General features: G+C 63.1%; 15 protein-coding genes. 14 read left to right on the top strand and 1 reads right to left on the bottom strand.

Translation table 11 applies throughout. The annotated features are described in order from the left end of the window. From OUZ52_RS19355 to OUZ52_RS19410, 12 genes are all read left to right on the top strand, one after another. Positions 1 to 371, top strand: a 371-nt coding sequence (locus OUZ52_RS19355) for a response regulator (protein ID WP_266160180.1), incomplete at its 5' end; no start/stop codon positions are given. Further along, a complete protein-coding gene (locus OUZ52_RS19360) occupies positions 371 to 1,042 on the top strand; it encodes a protein phosphatase CheZ (RefSeq protein WP_266160181.1) in 672 nt (223 codons plus the stop codon). The genes OUZ52_RS19355 and OUZ52_RS19360, both read left to right, overlap by 1 nt. A 208-nt stretch (positions 1,043 to 1,250) precedes the next feature. Next, positions 1,251 to 3,119, top strand: coding sequence for a chemotaxis protein CheA (locus tag OUZ52_RS19365; protein WP_266160182.1), 1,869 nt, complete (start codon positions 1,251 to 1,253; stop codon positions 3,117 to 3,119). 17 nt (positions 3,120 to 3,136) lie between these two features. Continuing rightward, on the top strand, positions 3,137 to 3,877 hold the full coding sequence (locus OUZ52_RS19370; RefSeq protein WP_266160183.1) for a flagellar motor protein: 741 nt from the start codon (positions 3,137 to 3,139) through the stop codon (positions 3,875 to 3,877). Positions 3,878 to 3,887: 10 nt separating this feature from the next. Then, on the top strand, positions 3,888 to 4,934 hold the full coding sequence (gene motD / locus OUZ52_RS19375; RefSeq protein WP_266160184.1) for a flagellar motor protein MotD: 1,047 nt from the start codon (positions 3,888 to 3,890) through the stop codon (positions 4,932 to 4,934). 49 nt (positions 4,935 to 4,983) lie between these two features. Further along, positions 4,984 to 5,475, top strand: coding sequence for a chemotaxis protein CheW (locus OUZ52_RS19380; RefSeq protein ID WP_266160186.1), 492 nt, complete (start codon positions 4,984 to 4,986; stop codon positions 5,473 to 5,475). Continuing rightward, positions 5,465 to 5,836: a DUF2802 domain-containing protein gene (locus OUZ52_RS19385; RefSeq protein ID WP_266160188.1), complete on the top strand. Its 372-nt coding sequence runs from the start codon at positions 5,465 to 5,467 to the stop codon at positions 5,834 to 5,836. The genes OUZ52_RS19380 and OUZ52_RS19385 overlap by 11 nt, the downstream gene beginning before the upstream one ends. Positions 5,837 to 5,904: 68 nt before the next feature. Beyond that, positions 5,905 to 6,435 (top strand): SMI1/KNR4 family protein, encoded by a 531-nt coding sequence (locus OUZ52_RS19390; RefSeq protein ID WP_266160191.1) that lies wholly within the window; start codon positions 5,905 to 5,907, stop codon positions 6,433 to 6,435. Further along, positions 6,375 to 7,124: a hypothetical protein gene (locus OUZ52_RS19395; protein WP_266160192.1), complete on the top strand. Its 750-nt coding sequence runs from the start codon at positions 6,375 to 6,377 to the stop codon at positions 7,122 to 7,124. Before OUZ52_RS19390 ends, OUZ52_RS19395 begins: the two co-directional genes overlap by 61 nt. Positions 7,125 to 7,134: 10 nt before the next feature. Further along, the gene (locus tag OUZ52_RS19400) at positions 7,135 to 7,326 is read left to right on the top strand and encodes a hypothetical protein (protein WP_266160193.1); all 192 of its coding nucleotides are present in this window, start codon (positions 7,135 to 7,137) and stop codon (positions 7,324 to 7,326) included. 120 nt (positions 7,327 to 7,446) lie between these two features. Next, entirely contained in the window at positions 7,447 to 9,429 is a 1,983-nt protein-coding gene (locus OUZ52_RS19405) for a ferritin-like domain-containing protein (RefSeq protein ID WP_266160194.1), read from the top strand. 257 nt (positions 9,430 to 9,686) lie between these two features. Then, complete coding sequence (locus tag OUZ52_RS19410) at positions 9,687 to 10,499, top strand: hypothetical protein (protein ID WP_266160195.1); 813 nt, start codon at positions 9,687 to 9,689, stop codon at positions 10,497 to 10,499. Positions 10,500 to 10,699: 200 nt separating this feature from the next. Here the strand turns inward: OUZ52_RS19410 and OUZ52_RS19415 are convergent, their stop codons facing one another. After that, positions 10,700 to 11,671, bottom strand: a complete 972-nt coding sequence (locus OUZ52_RS19415) for an alpha/beta fold hydrolase (protein WP_266160197.1) — start codon at positions 11,669 to 11,671, stop codon at positions 10,700 to 10,702. Between the two features lie 186 nt (positions 11,672 to 11,857). On the opposite strand from OUZ52_RS19415, the gene OUZ52_RS19420 reads away from it, so the two are divergent. Together OUZ52_RS19420 and OUZ52_RS19425 are read left to right on the top strand one after the other, a co-directional pair. Then, the gene (locus OUZ52_RS19420; protein WP_266160198.1) at positions 11,858 to 12,748 is read left to right on the top strand and encodes a LysR substrate-binding domain-containing protein; all 891 of its coding nucleotides are present in this window, start codon (positions 11,858 to 11,860) and stop codon (positions 12,746 to 12,748) included. A 316-nt stretch (positions 12,749 to 13,064) separates the two neighbouring features. Beyond that, entirely contained in the window at positions 13,065 to 14,999 is a 1,935-nt protein-coding gene (locus OUZ52_RS19425; protein WP_266160199.1) for an eCIS core domain-containing protein, read from the top strand. The last annotated feature ends 68 nt before the right edge of the window (positions 15,000 to 15,067 follow it).

Raw genomic sequence — 15,067 nt, forward strand, 5'->3', positions numbered from 1 at the left:
ACTTCTCCACCATGCGGCGGATTGTGCGAAACCTGCTGGTTGAGCTGGGTTTCAGCAACACGCTGATCCAGGAGGCCGAAGACGGCGACAACGCCCTGGCGATGCTGCGCGCGCAGCCATTCGACATGGTGGTTACCGATTGGAACATGCCCAACATGACTGGCATCGAGTTGCTGCGTGCGATTCGCGGCGAGCCTGCGCTGAAGGCGCTGCCGGTGTTGATGGTCACCGCCGAAAATAACCGCGAACAAATCATTTCCGCCGCGCAGGCCGGCGTGAACGGCTATGTCGTCAAGCCCTTCACCGCGGTCACGCTGAAGGAAAAGCTGGACAAGATTTTCGAGCGGCTTGCCGCCCAGGGAGCAGCGTAATGAGTGCGAGCATGCCGGTAGTGGGTGGACATATGCTGGGCAGCACGGCGCTTTCAGGTGGAAGCCTGCCGCCCGAATTACAGCAGCTGCTGCATAGCGCTGACGGCGCCGCGTTCGAGCAGGCGCTGGATACGCTGGTGCGCGAACGCGAGCAGCATCTGTTCCGCGCGCTTGGTCTATTGGCGCGCGATTTACATGTGGCGGTACAGCGGCTAGGCGGTGAGCTGGCACAAGAAGGCGTGCCCGACAGCGTGGCCGATGCGCGCAAGCATCTGCACGATGTACTGGAAATGAGTGCGCAAGCCGCGCATCGCAGCCTGGATTTCACCGAGCGCATGCGGCCGCAGGCCGACACCCTGGAGCAGCATGCCGATGCGCTGCTGGCCCTGGGCGACAGCAGCCCGGCGGCTACGGTATTGGCGCAGCAGGCACGCGAATTTGCCGGCAGTTGCCGCGATGGCCTGGCCGACATGGTGCTGGCGCAATCATGGCAAGACTTGTCCGGCCAGCGCATCAAGAAGGTCGCCACTTTTATCGGCAGCGTCGAATCCTCCTTGCTGGAATTGGTTCGCCTGACCGGCGCAGTGGCTGGCGGCGAGGCGCCGGTGGCGGCCGCCAAGGTGACCAATCAGGACGAAGTGGATCGGTTGTTGAGTGAGTTCGGTTTTTGACGATGAAATCTGGCTTCGTCGAGATAGCCATAGCCCCTCCCCCTGCTTGCAGGGGGAGGTTGGGAGGGGGTTAAGAGTTTGTCGCAAGCTTGAACCCCTCCCCAACCCTCCCCTGTAAACAGGGGAGGGAGTCAACAAAAGAAACGTTGCCCTTCTGGTTCACGCCGGAGTGACCAGAGATGAAAAACCAGGAAGGAACAAACGCCTCATGAATCCCGCACTAGACAGCGAGCTACGCGACGACTTCCTGGTCGAGGCCAGGGAGCTGTTGCAGCGGCTGGACGAGCAACTGGTGCAGTTGGAAATCGCGCCGCGCGACAGCGATTTACTCAATGCGGTGTTTCGTGCCTTCCATACGATTAAGGGCGGCGCGGGCTTTTTGGCGATCGATTCGATGGTGCAGCTTTGCCATCAGGCCGAAGATCTGCTCAACGATGCGCGTAATGGCGTGGTCGTGCTCGATGCCACGCAGATGGATGCTTTGCTGGAGTCGCTCGACCTGCTTAATGCACAGATGGATGCGATGAGCGAAGGCGGCACGCTGCCTGCGCCATCGGATGCGCTGCTGCAACGCTTGCGCCTGACGCCGGCCAAGCCGGTGGCGGTGATGGCAGCTCCGGTGGTGATCGAAAACGCAGCTTCGACCATCGACGACAGCGAATTCGAAGCCTTGCTGGATAGCCTTTACGGCAGCAGCGGCGCCCCGGGCAAGGCCATCGAGACGGCCAGCGACAACACCATCAGCGACGACGAGTTCGAGGCGCTGCTGGATAACCTGCATGGCAAGGGTGGGCATCCCGGCCATCAGGAGACACCGCCGGCACCGATGCCATTGCCCGTTCCCGCCGCCGCCCCGGTTGCCGCAGAACCCGGCCATGCACCGGTGCGCAGCAGTACCGCCGAATCCACCGTGCGCGTGGATACCGGTCGGCTCGACGGCCTGGTCAATCACGCCGGTGAGCTGGTGCTGGTGCGCAATCGCTTGTTGAGTCTGGCGGCACGCAATGACGACGAATCGTTGACGACGGCGGCTGCCGACCTCGACCGCGTCGCCGACGAATTGCAAGGCAGCGTCATCGGTATGCGGATGCAGCCGGTGGGGCGTTTGTTTCAGCGCTTCCCGCGCATCGTGCGCGATCTGGCGCGTCAGCTCGGCAAAGAGATCGAGCTGGTCACCGAGGGTGAGGAGACCGATCTGGATCGCAGCCTGGTCGAGGCACTGGCCGATCCATTGGTGCATTTGCTGCGCAACGCGGTGGACCACGGCCTGGAAGGGCCCGACGAACGCGAACATGCCGGCAAGCCACGCAAAGGCACCGTGCGGCTGGCGGCCAGCCAGCGTGGCGAACGCATTGTCATCGTGGTGAGCGACGATGGCCGCGGCATGAATCCCGACGTTTTGCGCCGCAAGGCGGTCGAGAAAGGCGTGATCGACGAAGCGCAGGCCGCGCGGCTGAGCGAAAGCGAATCGCTGGAGCTGATCTTCCGTCCCGGTTTTAGTACGGCAAGCGCGGTGTCGGATATCTCTGGCCGCGGCGTCGGTATGGACGTGGTCAAGACGCGGGTGATCGAACTGGGCGGCACCTTGCAGGTGCGCTCGCGCCTGGGCCAGGGCAGTGAACTCGAACTCGCGGTGCCGCTGACGCTGGCGATTCAACGCGTGTTGATGGTTGGCGTGGCCGATCGCTTGTTTGCCTTGCCGTTGAGCAATGTCGAAGAGGTTTTCGAACTGGCGGCCGGGCAGGATCAATGGCTGGATGGCCGCCGGGTGGCCTCGCATCGCGGCCGTGCCCTGCCGCTGGGCGATTTGACCGGTTGGGCCGGGGTGAGCGCCGCCAAGGCGCCGCGGCAAGTGGTGGTTTTGCATATTGGCCATCAACGCCTGGGTTGTCTGGTGCATGCGGTGATCGGACGCGAAGACGTGATGGTCAAGCCCTTGGGCTCGCTCTTTATCGGTGTGCCAGGCGTGGCCGGCGCCACCGTCACCGGCGATGGCCGCCTGGCCCTGGTGCTGGATCTGGCCAGCCTGGCTGACGAAAGCAGCGATTTATTACTCACAGCACGAGCGGTTGTTTGACATGGGTAGTTACTGACATGGATCTGGTTAGCCTTATCGGGACGATCCTGGCCTTTGTGGTCATCATCGTCGGCACCATTCTCAAGGGCTCCAGCATTGGTGCGCTGTGGAATCCCGCGGCGTGCGTCATCGTGTTTCTCGGCACCATCGCCGCGGTGATGGTGCAGAACCAGGGCCAGGTGCTCAAGCGCGCGATGAGCATGGGCAAGCTGATTTACAAGCCGCCGAAACATCAGCCGGACGACCTGGTCAGCCGGGTGGTCGGCTGGAGCGAAATATCGCGCCGCCAGGGCTTGCTCGGACTGGAGCCGCAGATCGATGCGGAAGCCGACAGCTTTACCCGCAAAGGCTTGCAATTGCTGGTCGATGGCAGCGAGCCGGAATCGATCCGCAGCGTGCTCGAAGTTGAGCTGGATACGCGCGAGCAAATCGATCTGGCCGCGGCCAAGGTGTACGAAAACGCCGGCATCTACTCGCCCACCATGGGCATTATCGGTGCGGTGATGGGCTTGATGGCGGTCATGCAGAACCTGGCCGATCCGAGCAAGCTCGGCCACGGTATCGCCGCCGCGTTTGTGGCGACGATTTACGGCGTGGCGTTGGCCAATCTGTTGATGCTGCCGATGGCTTCGCGGCTAAAGGGCCTGATCACCAAGCAGTCGCGCATGCGCGAAATCCTGATCGAAGGGCTGGTGTCGATCGCTCAAGGCGACAACCCGCGGCAGATCGAGGCGAAGTTGCAGGGCTATCTGTCATGAGGGCGCAGCCATGAGCCGCCGCAAGCATCACGAGGAGCACGTCAATCACGAGGCGTGGGCGATTCCCTATGCCGACTTGATGACCTTGCTGCTGGCCTTTTTTGTGGTGATGTATGCCGTCTCGGTGGTCAACGAGGGCAAGTACCGGGTGATGTCGCAGTCGATCATCGAAGCCTTCAACGGCACCAGCCGCCGACTGGATCCTGTCCACAGCAGCAACGTCGCCCCGGTGGCGCCGGTGCCGGCCGATCGCAAAAACAGCCAGGCGCAGAACTCGGTGCTGCCACGCATCGCGCCGCCGTTGCCCTCGCGCAACCTGGCCACATCATCGATGCAGAACGGCGCGCAGAAACGCCAAAGCAGCGAGCAGGAAAACCTGGAACGTATCCAGGATCAGGTGCGGCGCGCGCTGCAGCCGCTGATCGACAAAGACCTGGTAGTGGTACGGCGGACCAAGACCTGGCTGGAAATCGAAATCCGCACCGATATTCTGTTTCCCAGCGGCGTGGCCCGGCTGTCGGCACCGGCTGACGACGTGCTCAATCACATCGCCTCGATTCTGGCGCCGTTTCCCAACCCGCTGCGGGTCGAGGGCTATACCGACGACAAGCCGATCAATACGGCGGTCTTTCCATCCAACTGGGAACTGTCCGCCGCGCGGGCGGCCAGCGTGGCGCGATTATTTGTCGAGCAAGGTATCGACCCGTCCCGGCTTGGCATCATCGGCTGGGGAGAAATCCGCCCGGCAGCCGATAACCTCAGCGAAGAGGGGCGCAACCGCAATCGCCGCGTGCTAGTGGTGGTGTTGAGCGACCGCAGCGCGCCGGTGCGTTTCTACAGCGACGCCAATCATCCATTGGCCGAGGTCGAGCCGACGCTGGCCCCAGGCGTCAGCGCCGACGCCCCGGTGGCCGCGCCGATCGGCGGCAGCGCCGTATCGCCGGCGAGCGAAGCGAATCCGCCCGAGACGGCTGCGGCCAAAGCCGCTGCGCCGCCCGTGCAAGCCACCGTCCGCGTGGTTGCCACCAGCGTTCCCGTACCCGAGGTCAAGGGATGACAAGCAGCGTCAAGCCAGCGGCAACCCCATCCACTCACGGAGCCGGCGCATGAGCGCGGCGGCCACCGCCGCCGTGGCGCTCAGTCAGTGGCTGGTTTTTCAACTCGCCGGTCAAGCCTATGCAACACCGCTGACTCATGTGAGTGAAATCATTCGCGAAGGGGTGCTGACGCCGGTGCCTGGGGCGGCAGGCGAGGTGCTTGGCATTCGTCAGCTGCGCGGACAGATCGTGCCGGTGCTCGACGGTTGCCGTCGCCTGGGTCTGGCGCCCGTGGCCAGGGCGGCCCAGGCGCAGGCGCATATCGTGGTGCTGAGTCAGTTGATGCAGGGGCAACACGCCGAGCCGGTGGGTTTGCGTGTCGATACCGTGGATGGGCTGCTATCGGTGAATGAGTCCGAGATCAGTGCGCCGCCGTCGGGGCGTGCGCTCAGGGCGAGTGATCCGGTGCGTGGCGTGGTCGCATGGAAACAGGGTTTCGTGGCACTGCTGGATGTCGGCAAGCTGTGTCGTTTATCAGGAGAGGTTGCAGATGCAGATTGAGATTGGCGTGATGGTGCTGACGCTGCTGGCGGTGGTCCAGGGCGTGATGTTATTCGTCGTATGGCGTCAGCTGCGTTTGCAGCGTATGCAATTGCATCAGTGGCTGCTGGCCTCGACCGGCGATGTGCCGACGTCGATGCTGGTGATCGCCCAGGCACGCATGGAGCGCAAGCTCGAATCCCTGCAGTTGCAGCTCGAACTGCCGCGCGCGCGGCCGGCACCGGTGGCGGTGTCCGACAGCTTCGGGCTGGCCCAGCAATTGGCCCGGCAAGGTGCCGGCGTGGAAGAGCTGATCGCCCGTTGCGGTTTGTCCCGCGGTGAAGCCGAACTGGTGCAGCGGATGCAAGAGATCGCCGCCTAGGGGGTGAAGGGCATGGCTTAGGCTGTTCTGACGTCGCGCTAGACTTGCTGGTCCATGGAGGATCTTCAATGAGCGATAGTTTTACCCGTGACGAACTGGATCTGCTGCGCGAGCACGGCATCGTGATTTTCGCCGAGCGGGTAATTTACGAGGCGCAACCGCCGCTGGCCGAGGCGCGTATCGCCGAGATCCAGGCGCTTTGCTCGGGGCCATTGCCGCCAGGCCTGCTTGAGCTATGGCGAATCACCGCGGGCGGCCGGATGGACTATGACCTCAGCCTGTCGATCGATGGCTGCGAGGAGGCCATCAGCTGGTGCGAATTGTTTTTCGATGGCAGCCGGCGCTACAACGATCTGCAAGGATGGATCGAGCACGAGCAGGAGATCACCGAAGCCGCCGCCGAAACCCATGGCAGCCATTGGAGCGGCAAGCTGGACTACCTGCCTTTTGGTGGTTTCGAGTATTGCGACCGGATCTACGTCGAGATCAACCCCGGCCCTGATTATGGCCAGGTCATCGCATGGAAAAAAGGCATGGCATGCAGCAAGACGGTATGGCCACCCTGGCGCCGAATGTGCGCGCAGCCTTTGCCGCGCTGACGCTCGATGAAGATCCGTTGCTGTCGAGGGGTAACTACTACGCTGGCATAGACTTGCTTGAGTATCTGGATGAGCGCATCGCGGAGCATGGGCTTGGGCAGGCACTCGCCGATCAATTGATCGCGTTCTACCGGCGTGCTTTTGTGGACTGGCGCCCCTTGCTTGAGAGCGGCACATGGGGCGATGCCCCGCGTGCCATGAATCGAGCGATACGTTATGCGATTGCCACCGATGACGCGACGCTTATCGGGCAACTGGCCGCGGCCGGGGTTCGATTCGATCAAGCGTTGCGTGGCAGGGCCAAACCCATCGACGATGCGCTGATCAGTCACGCGTTTGCGGCGGTGGATGCGCTGATGACGGCGGGCGCGGTCGTACCGGCGTCAGCCTTGCAGCAAATTAACCGCGCCATCCCCGCGCCACTCGTTGCGCGGTTGTTGCATCACGGAGCGCAAGCGGATGCCATGGCCATAGCGCGCTGTGTGGCTTGCGGTTCGGCGGACAGTGCGCGACTGATCGCCAGGGCCTGCCACGATGACGTATCGGCTGACTACGCGGCGGCCAGCCAGGCCATGCGCGAACGCTACGAAGCCGATCTATGCAAGGTCCAGACGGGCAAGCTCGGGCACTATCTGGGCGCAGACGGCCTGGCCGAGCGCATCGAACATTTGCGCCGTTTCGTTCTTTAAGAAGAGGGCGATGCCGCGGCTACTCAAGCGGCTGGGCTGGGCCCTGTCCATGGCTCGGGGCGGCACGGCGATAGCCGCGGCGTCGCCCGACACCGGCGGCCTGCCGCCCTGGCATTTTCAAATGACCAGGCAAGAGCTCATGGCGTTTGCCGACGACGGCCCGTACCAATCCTTTAGCTATGGCGAGCCGCCGCGTGCTTGAACGTAAGCGCCGTGTAGCCAGGGCGAATGCCGTTCTCACGTCGAAGCACTGCACGCGATTATCTGGTTGAGACGGCGTACCCTTTGCGTTTTTTACGCCACATCCATCTGGGAGCCAGCCATGGCCAGCTATGACCCGATCGATTCCACGCTAAGTCGTGAGCAGGCGCTGCATGCTCTGTACGAGGCGGCGGAGCTCGAGCACTGCCTTATGTGCACTTACCTGTATGCCGCCTTTTCGTTGAAGACCTCCATCGATGAGGGGCTGAGCGCCGAGCAACTCGACGCGGTGACACGCTGGCGGCGCATCATCATGCAGATCGCTACCGAAGAGATGGGGCATCTCACCTCGGTGTGGAACATCACCACGGCGCTGGGTGGCGCACCGCGGGTGGGGCGGTCGAATTTTCCGCTTGATCCGGGTTACTTGCCGGCCGGCGTGGTGGTCAAGCTGGCACCTTTCACTGCGGCAACGCTGCAGCATTTTATTTATCTGGAGCGCCCGGCCGGCTCTGACGAGCCGGAGGGTGAAGGCTTTGCGCCCGAGCGCGCCTTTGTGCGCAGCGTCGATGGTCCTCGCCTCACGCCGATGGGGCTGGATTACGACACCGTTGGCGCGTTCTACGAAAAGCTCGGCGAAGGCCTGCGCAAACTGGCCGACACGCACGGCGAGGCGGGCGCCTTGTGCGGCGACCCGGCGTTGCAGCTGTCCGAAGCCGAGGTATCGCTGCCCGGCAGCAAGCGGGTGATTTGCTTGAAGACGGCGCTGCTGGCCTTCGACGCCATCATCACCCAGGGCGAGGGCGCACAGCAGAACACCGAAGATTCGCACTATCAGAAATTCGCCGGCATACGCGCGGAATACGAGGCCTTGCTGGCGGCCGATCCGTCTTTTGCACCGGCGTTTCCGGCGGCGACCAATCCCGTACTGCGACGCCCGCCACGTCCGGAAGGCCGGGTGTGGATCGAAGACGCCAAGGCGATTGCCACGGTGGACCTGGCCAACAGCGCGTATGGCCTCATGCAGCGTTTGCTTGCCTACACGTACGCCCTGCCCACTCAAGATCCGGACAAGATGTTGACGCTGGATCTGTCGATTGGCTTGATGCACGCGCTGGTACCGCTGGCCGAGCGTGCGGCGCGCTTGCCGGCTGGCCCGTCGAACCCGCACTGCCATGCCGGGGTGACGTTTATTACTTTGCGCGACAGCGCTGCGTTGCCGCCGGGGCCGAGCGCACGGCGCTTTTTTTGCGAGCGCATCCAGCAGTTGGCGGATGCGGCAGTACGCTTGAACGAAGCCGGCGATGCGCGCACGGCCGCCGCCGCCTCGATCTTCTCCCGCTTGGCGCAACAGGCATTGCAGGGGTTCGATCTTTCCAAGCCGGTGGCGCCAGTCGTATTGCCGGCGTCGGCGTCGTTGCCGGCGACTTCCGCGCCGCCGACATCCATGCACGACGGCATCGAGCAGGTCGAGGGCGAAAAACTGAGCTTGCTGTTCGAGGCGAAGCGCTGCATCCACGCGCGCTTCTGCGTCACCGGCGCGCCCACGGTGTTTCTGGCCAATGTGCAGGGCCCGTGGATTCACCCCGACACGATGGACGTGGAGCGGCTGGCCGATATTGCCCATGCCTGTCCCTCGGGCGCCATCCGCTATGAGCGGCGCGATGGCCGTCCGAATGAGTCCGCGCCGCCGGTGAATCTGCTTGCTACACGTGAGGCGGGCCCGTACGCGTTTCGCGGCGAGCTGCATTTGAACGGGGTGCCGGCGGGTTATCGCGCCACCTTATGCCGCTGCGGTGCATCGAAGAACAAGCCGTTTTGCGATGGCTCGCATCATGACATCGGCTTTAGCGCCAGCGGCGAACCGGCGACCGGGACATCGACCGATGCCCTGGCCGTGCGTAATGGTCCGCTGCAGATCGATCCGCAAACCAACGGCCCGTTGAAGATACGCGGCAACCTTGAGATGACCAGCGGCACCGGTCGCATGGTGGCACGGCTGACCAGCGCGTTTTTGTGTCGTTGCGGCGGCAGCCAGAACAAGCCGTTTTGCGATGGCAGCCATGCAAGGATCGGCTTCATCGCGGACGGATCTGAGCGGTAGCGATCAGGCCACATCGGCACTCAGCCAGTGGCGCGCGGGCTTTGGTCAAGGCGAGGCCCGCCGCTATGGATGGCCCGTCCGCGCATGGGCGGTGTCCGCTGTTGAGCCAGGGCAGGCATTGCAAGCATCGAATACTCGTCGCCTGCCTGCCGCGCACGCCATGCCCTGACAGTTGTCACCGCCATGGCCGCCGCTTTCACACTAGAGTGCGCGGCGTGGATGGCGGACCATCCCGCTACGCTTGAGGGGAGAAGGTGATGGCTGACAACGAAACGCATGCGCGGCCATGGGTCGACCCATGGACGTTGGTGGGGTTGGTGCTGTTACTGCTGCCTTTGTTCACCATGGCTCATGAGTTGCTGGGGCATGCATTGGTCTGCATCGCTACTGGTCATCGACCCAGTGAGCTGGGTGCGTACTATGTCGAATGCTCGCAGACGAGCGGATGGACCACGCGCATCGTGGCGATGGCGGGTACCGGCGTGGATGTCTTGCTGGCGCTGCTGGCCTATCTGATATGGCGCAAGGTGCGACGGCCATGGCCGCGGCTGCTGTTGTGGACCGTGTTTGCCGTCAAAGGCATGGTCGCGGCCGGCTATTGGATGTACTCGGGGGTAAGCAATCTTGGTGACTGGGGACCGGATGTGGGTGGCGGCATCGGCCCGCTGCCCTGGCCGTGGCTGTGGCGGGCAGGCTTGTTCGTGGTCGGTCTGTACGCGTATATCACCGTGGTTCGCTTAAGTATCCGCATGCTTGTGGCGATGCTCGGCGGTAGCGACCAATCGCGACAGGTTCAACGGCAGATCGCGATGACGGTTTATGTCGTGGGTGGCGCGGCTGCATTGCTGGTCAGCCTGTTCAACCCGCATGGCCTGGTGATCACCTTGACCTCGGCGGTGGCGTCTTCGTTTGGCGGCATGGCTGGCTTGTTCAACGTAGCGTATTGCCGGCACGTCGATTTGCCCGCCAGCGATTTCTACATTGGCCGCCGCTACAGTCTCATGCTGATGGGGGTGTTGGTGACGCTGGCGTTTGCAGCCATCCTCGGGCCGACTATTTATTTGCATTGATTCATTGGGTAACCCGGCATGTCTGCGTTGGGCTGACGCGGACATGCCGGGGCAGTGGTGCTGGGTGAGAGCGGGGGCTGAGGCCAGTGCCACGGCGTCGTTGGCACAATTGATCGAGGCGAAGGTGTCACCGGTGACGATATTTCCGTTTGTCCCGAAGCCTTTTATGCAGATATCTAACCTCAGCATGCCTGGTGGCTTTACGGACGGATCTTCTCGCTGCTTGATGCGCTCAACCCAGGTTGATGCTTGGCCAGAAAATCAACGACCAGGTCACTGATCTGGTCGGGCGTATCCAGGGTGGCGAAGTGGCTTGCATCGAGAATATGCACTTCTGCCTGCGGTGCATCGCGCAGATAGGCATATGCCCCCGGCGTCGTGAAGAACTCATCGCGCTTTCCCCATAGCACCAGCACCGGAACGCGCATCTTGCGCAAGTTTGCCTGCCAGGTGGGATAGCGCTTGATATTCGTGCCGTAGTCGAACCACAGGTCGTTGCGCGCCTCGATCACCCCTGGGCGTTGCTCCGATGCCATCAGCTGCAATAAGGCATCAGGGCCGGCATGGTCTTCATCGGACCATCCCGCGGCTTGTGGATATTTGATGGCGTGGAGATAAGCCGTACGGCGTTGATCGAGCAACGGGTTGCGTGCATCCCAGTGCCGCCGTAATTCGCCTTGCGGATCTTGCGCCGCGGGAAACCCGTCAAGGTGAATCACGCCGTTCTGGACCATGATTGCGGTAATCGCCTGCGGATCGGTGCTGATCAGGCGAAATCCAATCGGCACACCATAATCTTGCATGTACAAGGCATAGCGATGGATGCCACGAGCCTGTAGAAAATGCCTTACCGTTTCGGCCAGGTGATCGAAGCTGTAGCGATAGCTGCGGTGATCGGGAGCATCGGAGTAGCCGAATGACGGATAGTCGACGGCAATGACGTGCACCGCTTGTTTGGCGACAAGCGTTTCCATCACCTTGACGTACATCAGCGAAGACAATGGATTGCCGTGTAAGAAGACGATGGTTGGTGCTCGCGGGTCGCCACCCTCGCGGTAGAAGAGATGAAGGCCATCGACTGCTTGCCAGTTCTCGGCCAGCCTGCCTGCCGAAGCGGCATGGGTGATACCGCAGAGAGCCAGCAGCAATAAGAGCCTGGAGATGATTTTCATGAATGCCCTATGGTCGAGTGGGTTAGTCGGTCGGCGCTTTGCTAGGAACCATGGCAGCGACGGCCGGGTTCGCATGGACTGTGCCGAGCGCAGGGGATTTGCCGGTTAGTATTCAAGCCATGAGCCACTCGGTGAAGTGATGATTTTTCACGCAGCGATGAATCTGTTTCATCCACGGAGCGATCCATGAACGACGCGCCGGCGAGGTACCTGTTACCGCCGATGCATACCTTGCGCACGCTCGAGGCACTCGGGCGTTTGCGCAATTTCACCAGGGCCGCGGAAGAGCTTTGTCTCACCGCCAGTGCGGTCAGTCATCAGATCAAGGCGATCGAATCGTTCTATGCGACCAAACTCTTTCAGCGCAATCGTCACGATGCCGTACTGACGCCTGCGGGCGAGCGGCTTCTCGATGTCGTCCGCGGCGTATTGCAGCAACTTTCGGAGGTTGGTGCATCGCTGCGGCAGCGTGATGCCAGCCAGCTTTCACTAACCGCGCCGCCCTCGCTGGCCAGCCGTTGGCTGATGGCCCGCCTGGGCGGGTTTCTGCAGCATCATGCAAGCATCGATTTCAGGCTTCGCGCCACCTCGGCACTGGTCGATTTAGATGCCGAAGAAGTCGACCTGGGCATTCGTTATGGTCATGGCCGTTGGCCTGGCCTGCGCAGCGAAAAACTGTTCGGTGAAGAGATTTTCCCGGTGGCATCGCCGGCTTATCTCGCGCAGATGAAGGTGCGGCGTTCGACGGATCTGAAACGTTGCCAGCTGCTGCAGGATGATTTTCAGTCGTGGGGTGAGTGGTCTGCCAAAGTCGGATGGGTCTTGGGGCACGCGGCTGCTGGCCCTGTTTTCAGCGACTCGGCGCTGCTGCTTCAGGCCGCCGAGGCGGGGCAGGGGGTTGCACTTGCGCGCAGCGTGTTGGTGGCTGACGCGATCGCCGCTGGCGTGCTCGTACGTATCGGCAAGTGGGCCATGCCTGCGCCCGGTGGCTACTACCTGGTAGCGCCTTCCCGCCGCGCCGATACAAGCTCGGCCGCAGCCTTTCGGGATTGGCTGACTCAGCTCACTGGGCAGTAGAGCACCCGGTTTGCCAGGGTCGGGTATCTGCGCCAGCCTGTAGAAAACAAACCTTGCGCAGGGGCTGGCGGCCGAGCATGCTGGGTGCCGTTTCGGGTCAAGCCGGTGGCCTAGGGGCAGCCCGGGGATGCCATTGTGTCGAGTGCGGCCTGCTGCAGCTAGGTGCCGTTGCAGGCCGTCGTATTTTTTAGGGTCTGATGCGCGGGTGAGCGTTGGATCGTGCGAATGTCAGTGCCGTCGCGAGCGGGTGGGGCGCGAACGAGTTTCGGTTTAGTCGCTGTGGTGGGCGTCTGTTGATCGAGCAGGGGGCATGATCATGCAAACTCACACACTCAAACCCAAGGCTGCGCCACCGCCAGCGGCCGCCAAGAAGGCGCCCGCTCAAATGCATGCCGAGGTCGCGCAAGAGCCTGGCGCGAATGCGCGGTCGAGCCCGCAACGAGCGATAGGAAATCACGCGCTAAAGCGACGGCAGAAGACCGATCTTGATCGCTTCGACGACAGTTTCGACACGCTCGCCGCCGCCCGTCCCGGCTTCGATTTCAGTCAGATACCGGTGCGCAGCCGGGCCGCGGAAGGCGTGCTTTATCGCCATGCGGCGGCATCGGGGCCAGCGATCGCGCCGGCGATCGTGCATGAGGTGCTGCGCGACCAGGGCCGACCGTTACCTGCCGATGACCGGCGTGAGATGGAAGCGCGGTTGGGATATGACTTTGCCGACGTGCGTATTCATACCGACCGGCGCGCGGGGACATCGGCCGAGGCGGTCGCCGCACATGCTTACACGGTGGGGCGGCATATCGTTTTTGCGCCGGGGCATTTCGACCCGGCGTCGGCACCGGGCCGACGATTGCTGGCCCATGAACTGACGCACGCGGCAAGTTCTGCGCCCGGCATGCCGATACCCTCGGGCCAGCTGCGGATCAGCTCGCCGACGGATGTCGCCGAACGGCACGCGGTGGCCGTGTCGGAAGGGCGCGTCGCTGCCGTCACGCCAGCTGCCGCGCCGGCTGGGCTTTTTCGACAGCCCGCCGGCGGCTCGCCTCTGGCCGGGGTCACGGTCAACCAAAGCAAGGTGACCGTCCCGACGATCGCCGGGTTGTCCTTCTCGGCCAGCAAGATTCCCGCGGATGCACCGAGTGTGACGTTCTCGATCGTGGGCGATCGCGCCAGGATCGTAGCGGGGACCACGATCGACCCCGATTCCGGCGTAATCACCGTAGCCCCCGCTCAAACCGGCGGCAGCGCCCACGTCGAGGCTCGCCAGAACGCCCCGGGGCTGGTCACCGCCTCGCCGCCGACCGCACCGTTCAACTTCGTTGCGATCCCATCGGGGATCACCAGCACCATGTCGTCCACCCGTGGCGTGGGAGGCTTCTACGGTGGCAATTTTACCCACACGTTTTCCTCGCCAGCGGGCGGACAGGCCGCGCTGGAGGGGGCCCGCGTCAACGAGCGCTTCCCGGCTGCCAGCGGCACCACGCTTACCCTCACCGGCGGGCTTGGCACGGTGGTGGTGACGGTTAACGATCCCGACTCGGTCACCGCCGGCTGGCCGCTGGGTAGCTCCGGCATGATGGGCGACTCGGATCATGTGAGCTGGAGCATCAACGCCATCGATGCCGGTCCCTTTGTTGCCAATGCCTCTCATCCGTCGCCCAGCCCCGGGCTGCCGCAGGCATTGACCGCGACGCAGAACTTCCACAATCTGACTTTTCCTAGCCAGAGCTTCAGCACGGCGGCGGTTGCTTCCACGACGCATCGCCGAGCCATCGAGGATCGCGGCAATAGGCTGCAAGCGGTGACCAGCGCCAACGCCGCGGGTATCAGCCAGGAGGTTGTCGAGGATTACGCGGGGCCGTCGGTATTTCGCCGTTGCGCCGCCTCTCCTACGTCCATCCCGGTGACGCCGCCATCGCCATCGCCACCGCCGCGAGGAAGAGGCGCACGCGCCAGAGCACCCAGGCCGGCGACGTCGACTATTACGGTCGACGTCGAAGGACGGTCAGCGAGACCCACATTCAGTATTAACTCCCCCGATCTCGGTTGCACGATCACGCCCCGCGGCGTGCTTACCGCCGGGACAACCGCCGGCACGGTCACCGTGCGGGCCGGTAACACGACGAATTTCGACGAGGTTAGCGTAACCGTGGCCGCGCCGGCTGCCGCGGCGCCCCCGGCAAGCCCAACAAACCCATCGAACCCATCGAACCCATCGAATCCACCGAATCCACCGAACCCACCGCCCTGACCGTGGCTACTCCGGCTGCTCGAATGCGCTGTTCCGAGGCGATGGTTGCAGCCGCATGGGTCAGAGCG

Source organism: Dyella silvatica, assembly GCF_026283955.1.
Taxonomy (GTDB): Bacteria; Pseudomonadota; Gammaproteobacteria; order Xanthomonadales; family Rhodanobacteraceae; genus Dyella_C; species Dyella_C silvatica.

Bases quoted from the DNA above. Each gene is read 5' to 3' on its own strand.
- OUZ52_RS19360 (WP_266160181.1), top strand. From the start codon at position 371: ATGAGTGCGAGCATGCCGGTAGTGGGTGGACATATGCTGGGCAGCACG.
- OUZ52_RS19365 (WP_266160182.1), top strand. From the start codon at position 1,251: ATGAATCCCGCACTAGACAGCGAGCTACGCGACGACTTCCTGGTCGAG.
- OUZ52_RS19370 (WP_266160183.1), top strand. From the start codon at position 3,137: ATGGATCTGGTTAGCCTTATCGGGACGATCCTGGCCTTTGTGGTCATC.
- motD (WP_266160184.1), top strand. From the start codon at position 3,888: ATGAGCCGCCGCAAGCATCACGAGGAGCACGTCAATCACGAGGCGTGG.
- OUZ52_RS19380 (WP_266160186.1), top strand. From the start codon at position 4,984: ATGAGCGCGGCGGCCACCGCCGCCGTGGCGCTCAGTCAGTGGCTGGTT.
- OUZ52_RS19385 (WP_266160188.1), top strand. From the start codon at position 5,465: ATGCAGATTGAGATTGGCGTGATGGTGCTGACGCTGCTGGCGGTGGTC.
- OUZ52_RS19390 (WP_266160191.1), top strand. From the start codon at position 5,905: ATGAGCGATAGTTTTACCCGTGACGAACTGGATCTGCTGCGCGAGCAC.
- OUZ52_RS19395 (WP_266160192.1), top strand. From the start codon at position 6,375: ATGCAGCAAGACGGTATGGCCACCCTGGCGCCGAATGTGCGCGCAGCC.
- OUZ52_RS19400 (WP_266160193.1), top strand. From the start codon at position 7,135: ATGCCGCGGCTACTCAAGCGGCTGGGCTGGGCCCTGTCCATGGCTCGG.
- OUZ52_RS19405 (WP_266160194.1), top strand. From the start codon at position 7,447: ATGGCCAGCTATGACCCGATCGATTCCACGCTAAGTCGTGAGCAGGCG.
- OUZ52_RS19410 (WP_266160195.1), top strand. From the start codon at position 9,687: ATGGCTGACAACGAAACGCATGCGCGGCCATGGGTCGACCCATGGACG.
- OUZ52_RS19415 (WP_266160197.1), bottom strand. From the start codon at position 11,671: ATGAAAATCATCTCCAGGCTCTTATTGCTGCTGGCTCTCTGCGGTATC.
- OUZ52_RS19420 (WP_266160198.1), top strand. From the start codon at position 11,858: ATGAACGACGCGCCGGCGAGGTACCTGTTACCGCCGATGCATACCTTG.
- OUZ52_RS19425 (WP_266160199.1), top strand. From the start codon at position 13,065: ATGCAAACTCACACACTCAAACCCAAGGCTGCGCCACCGCCAGCGGCC.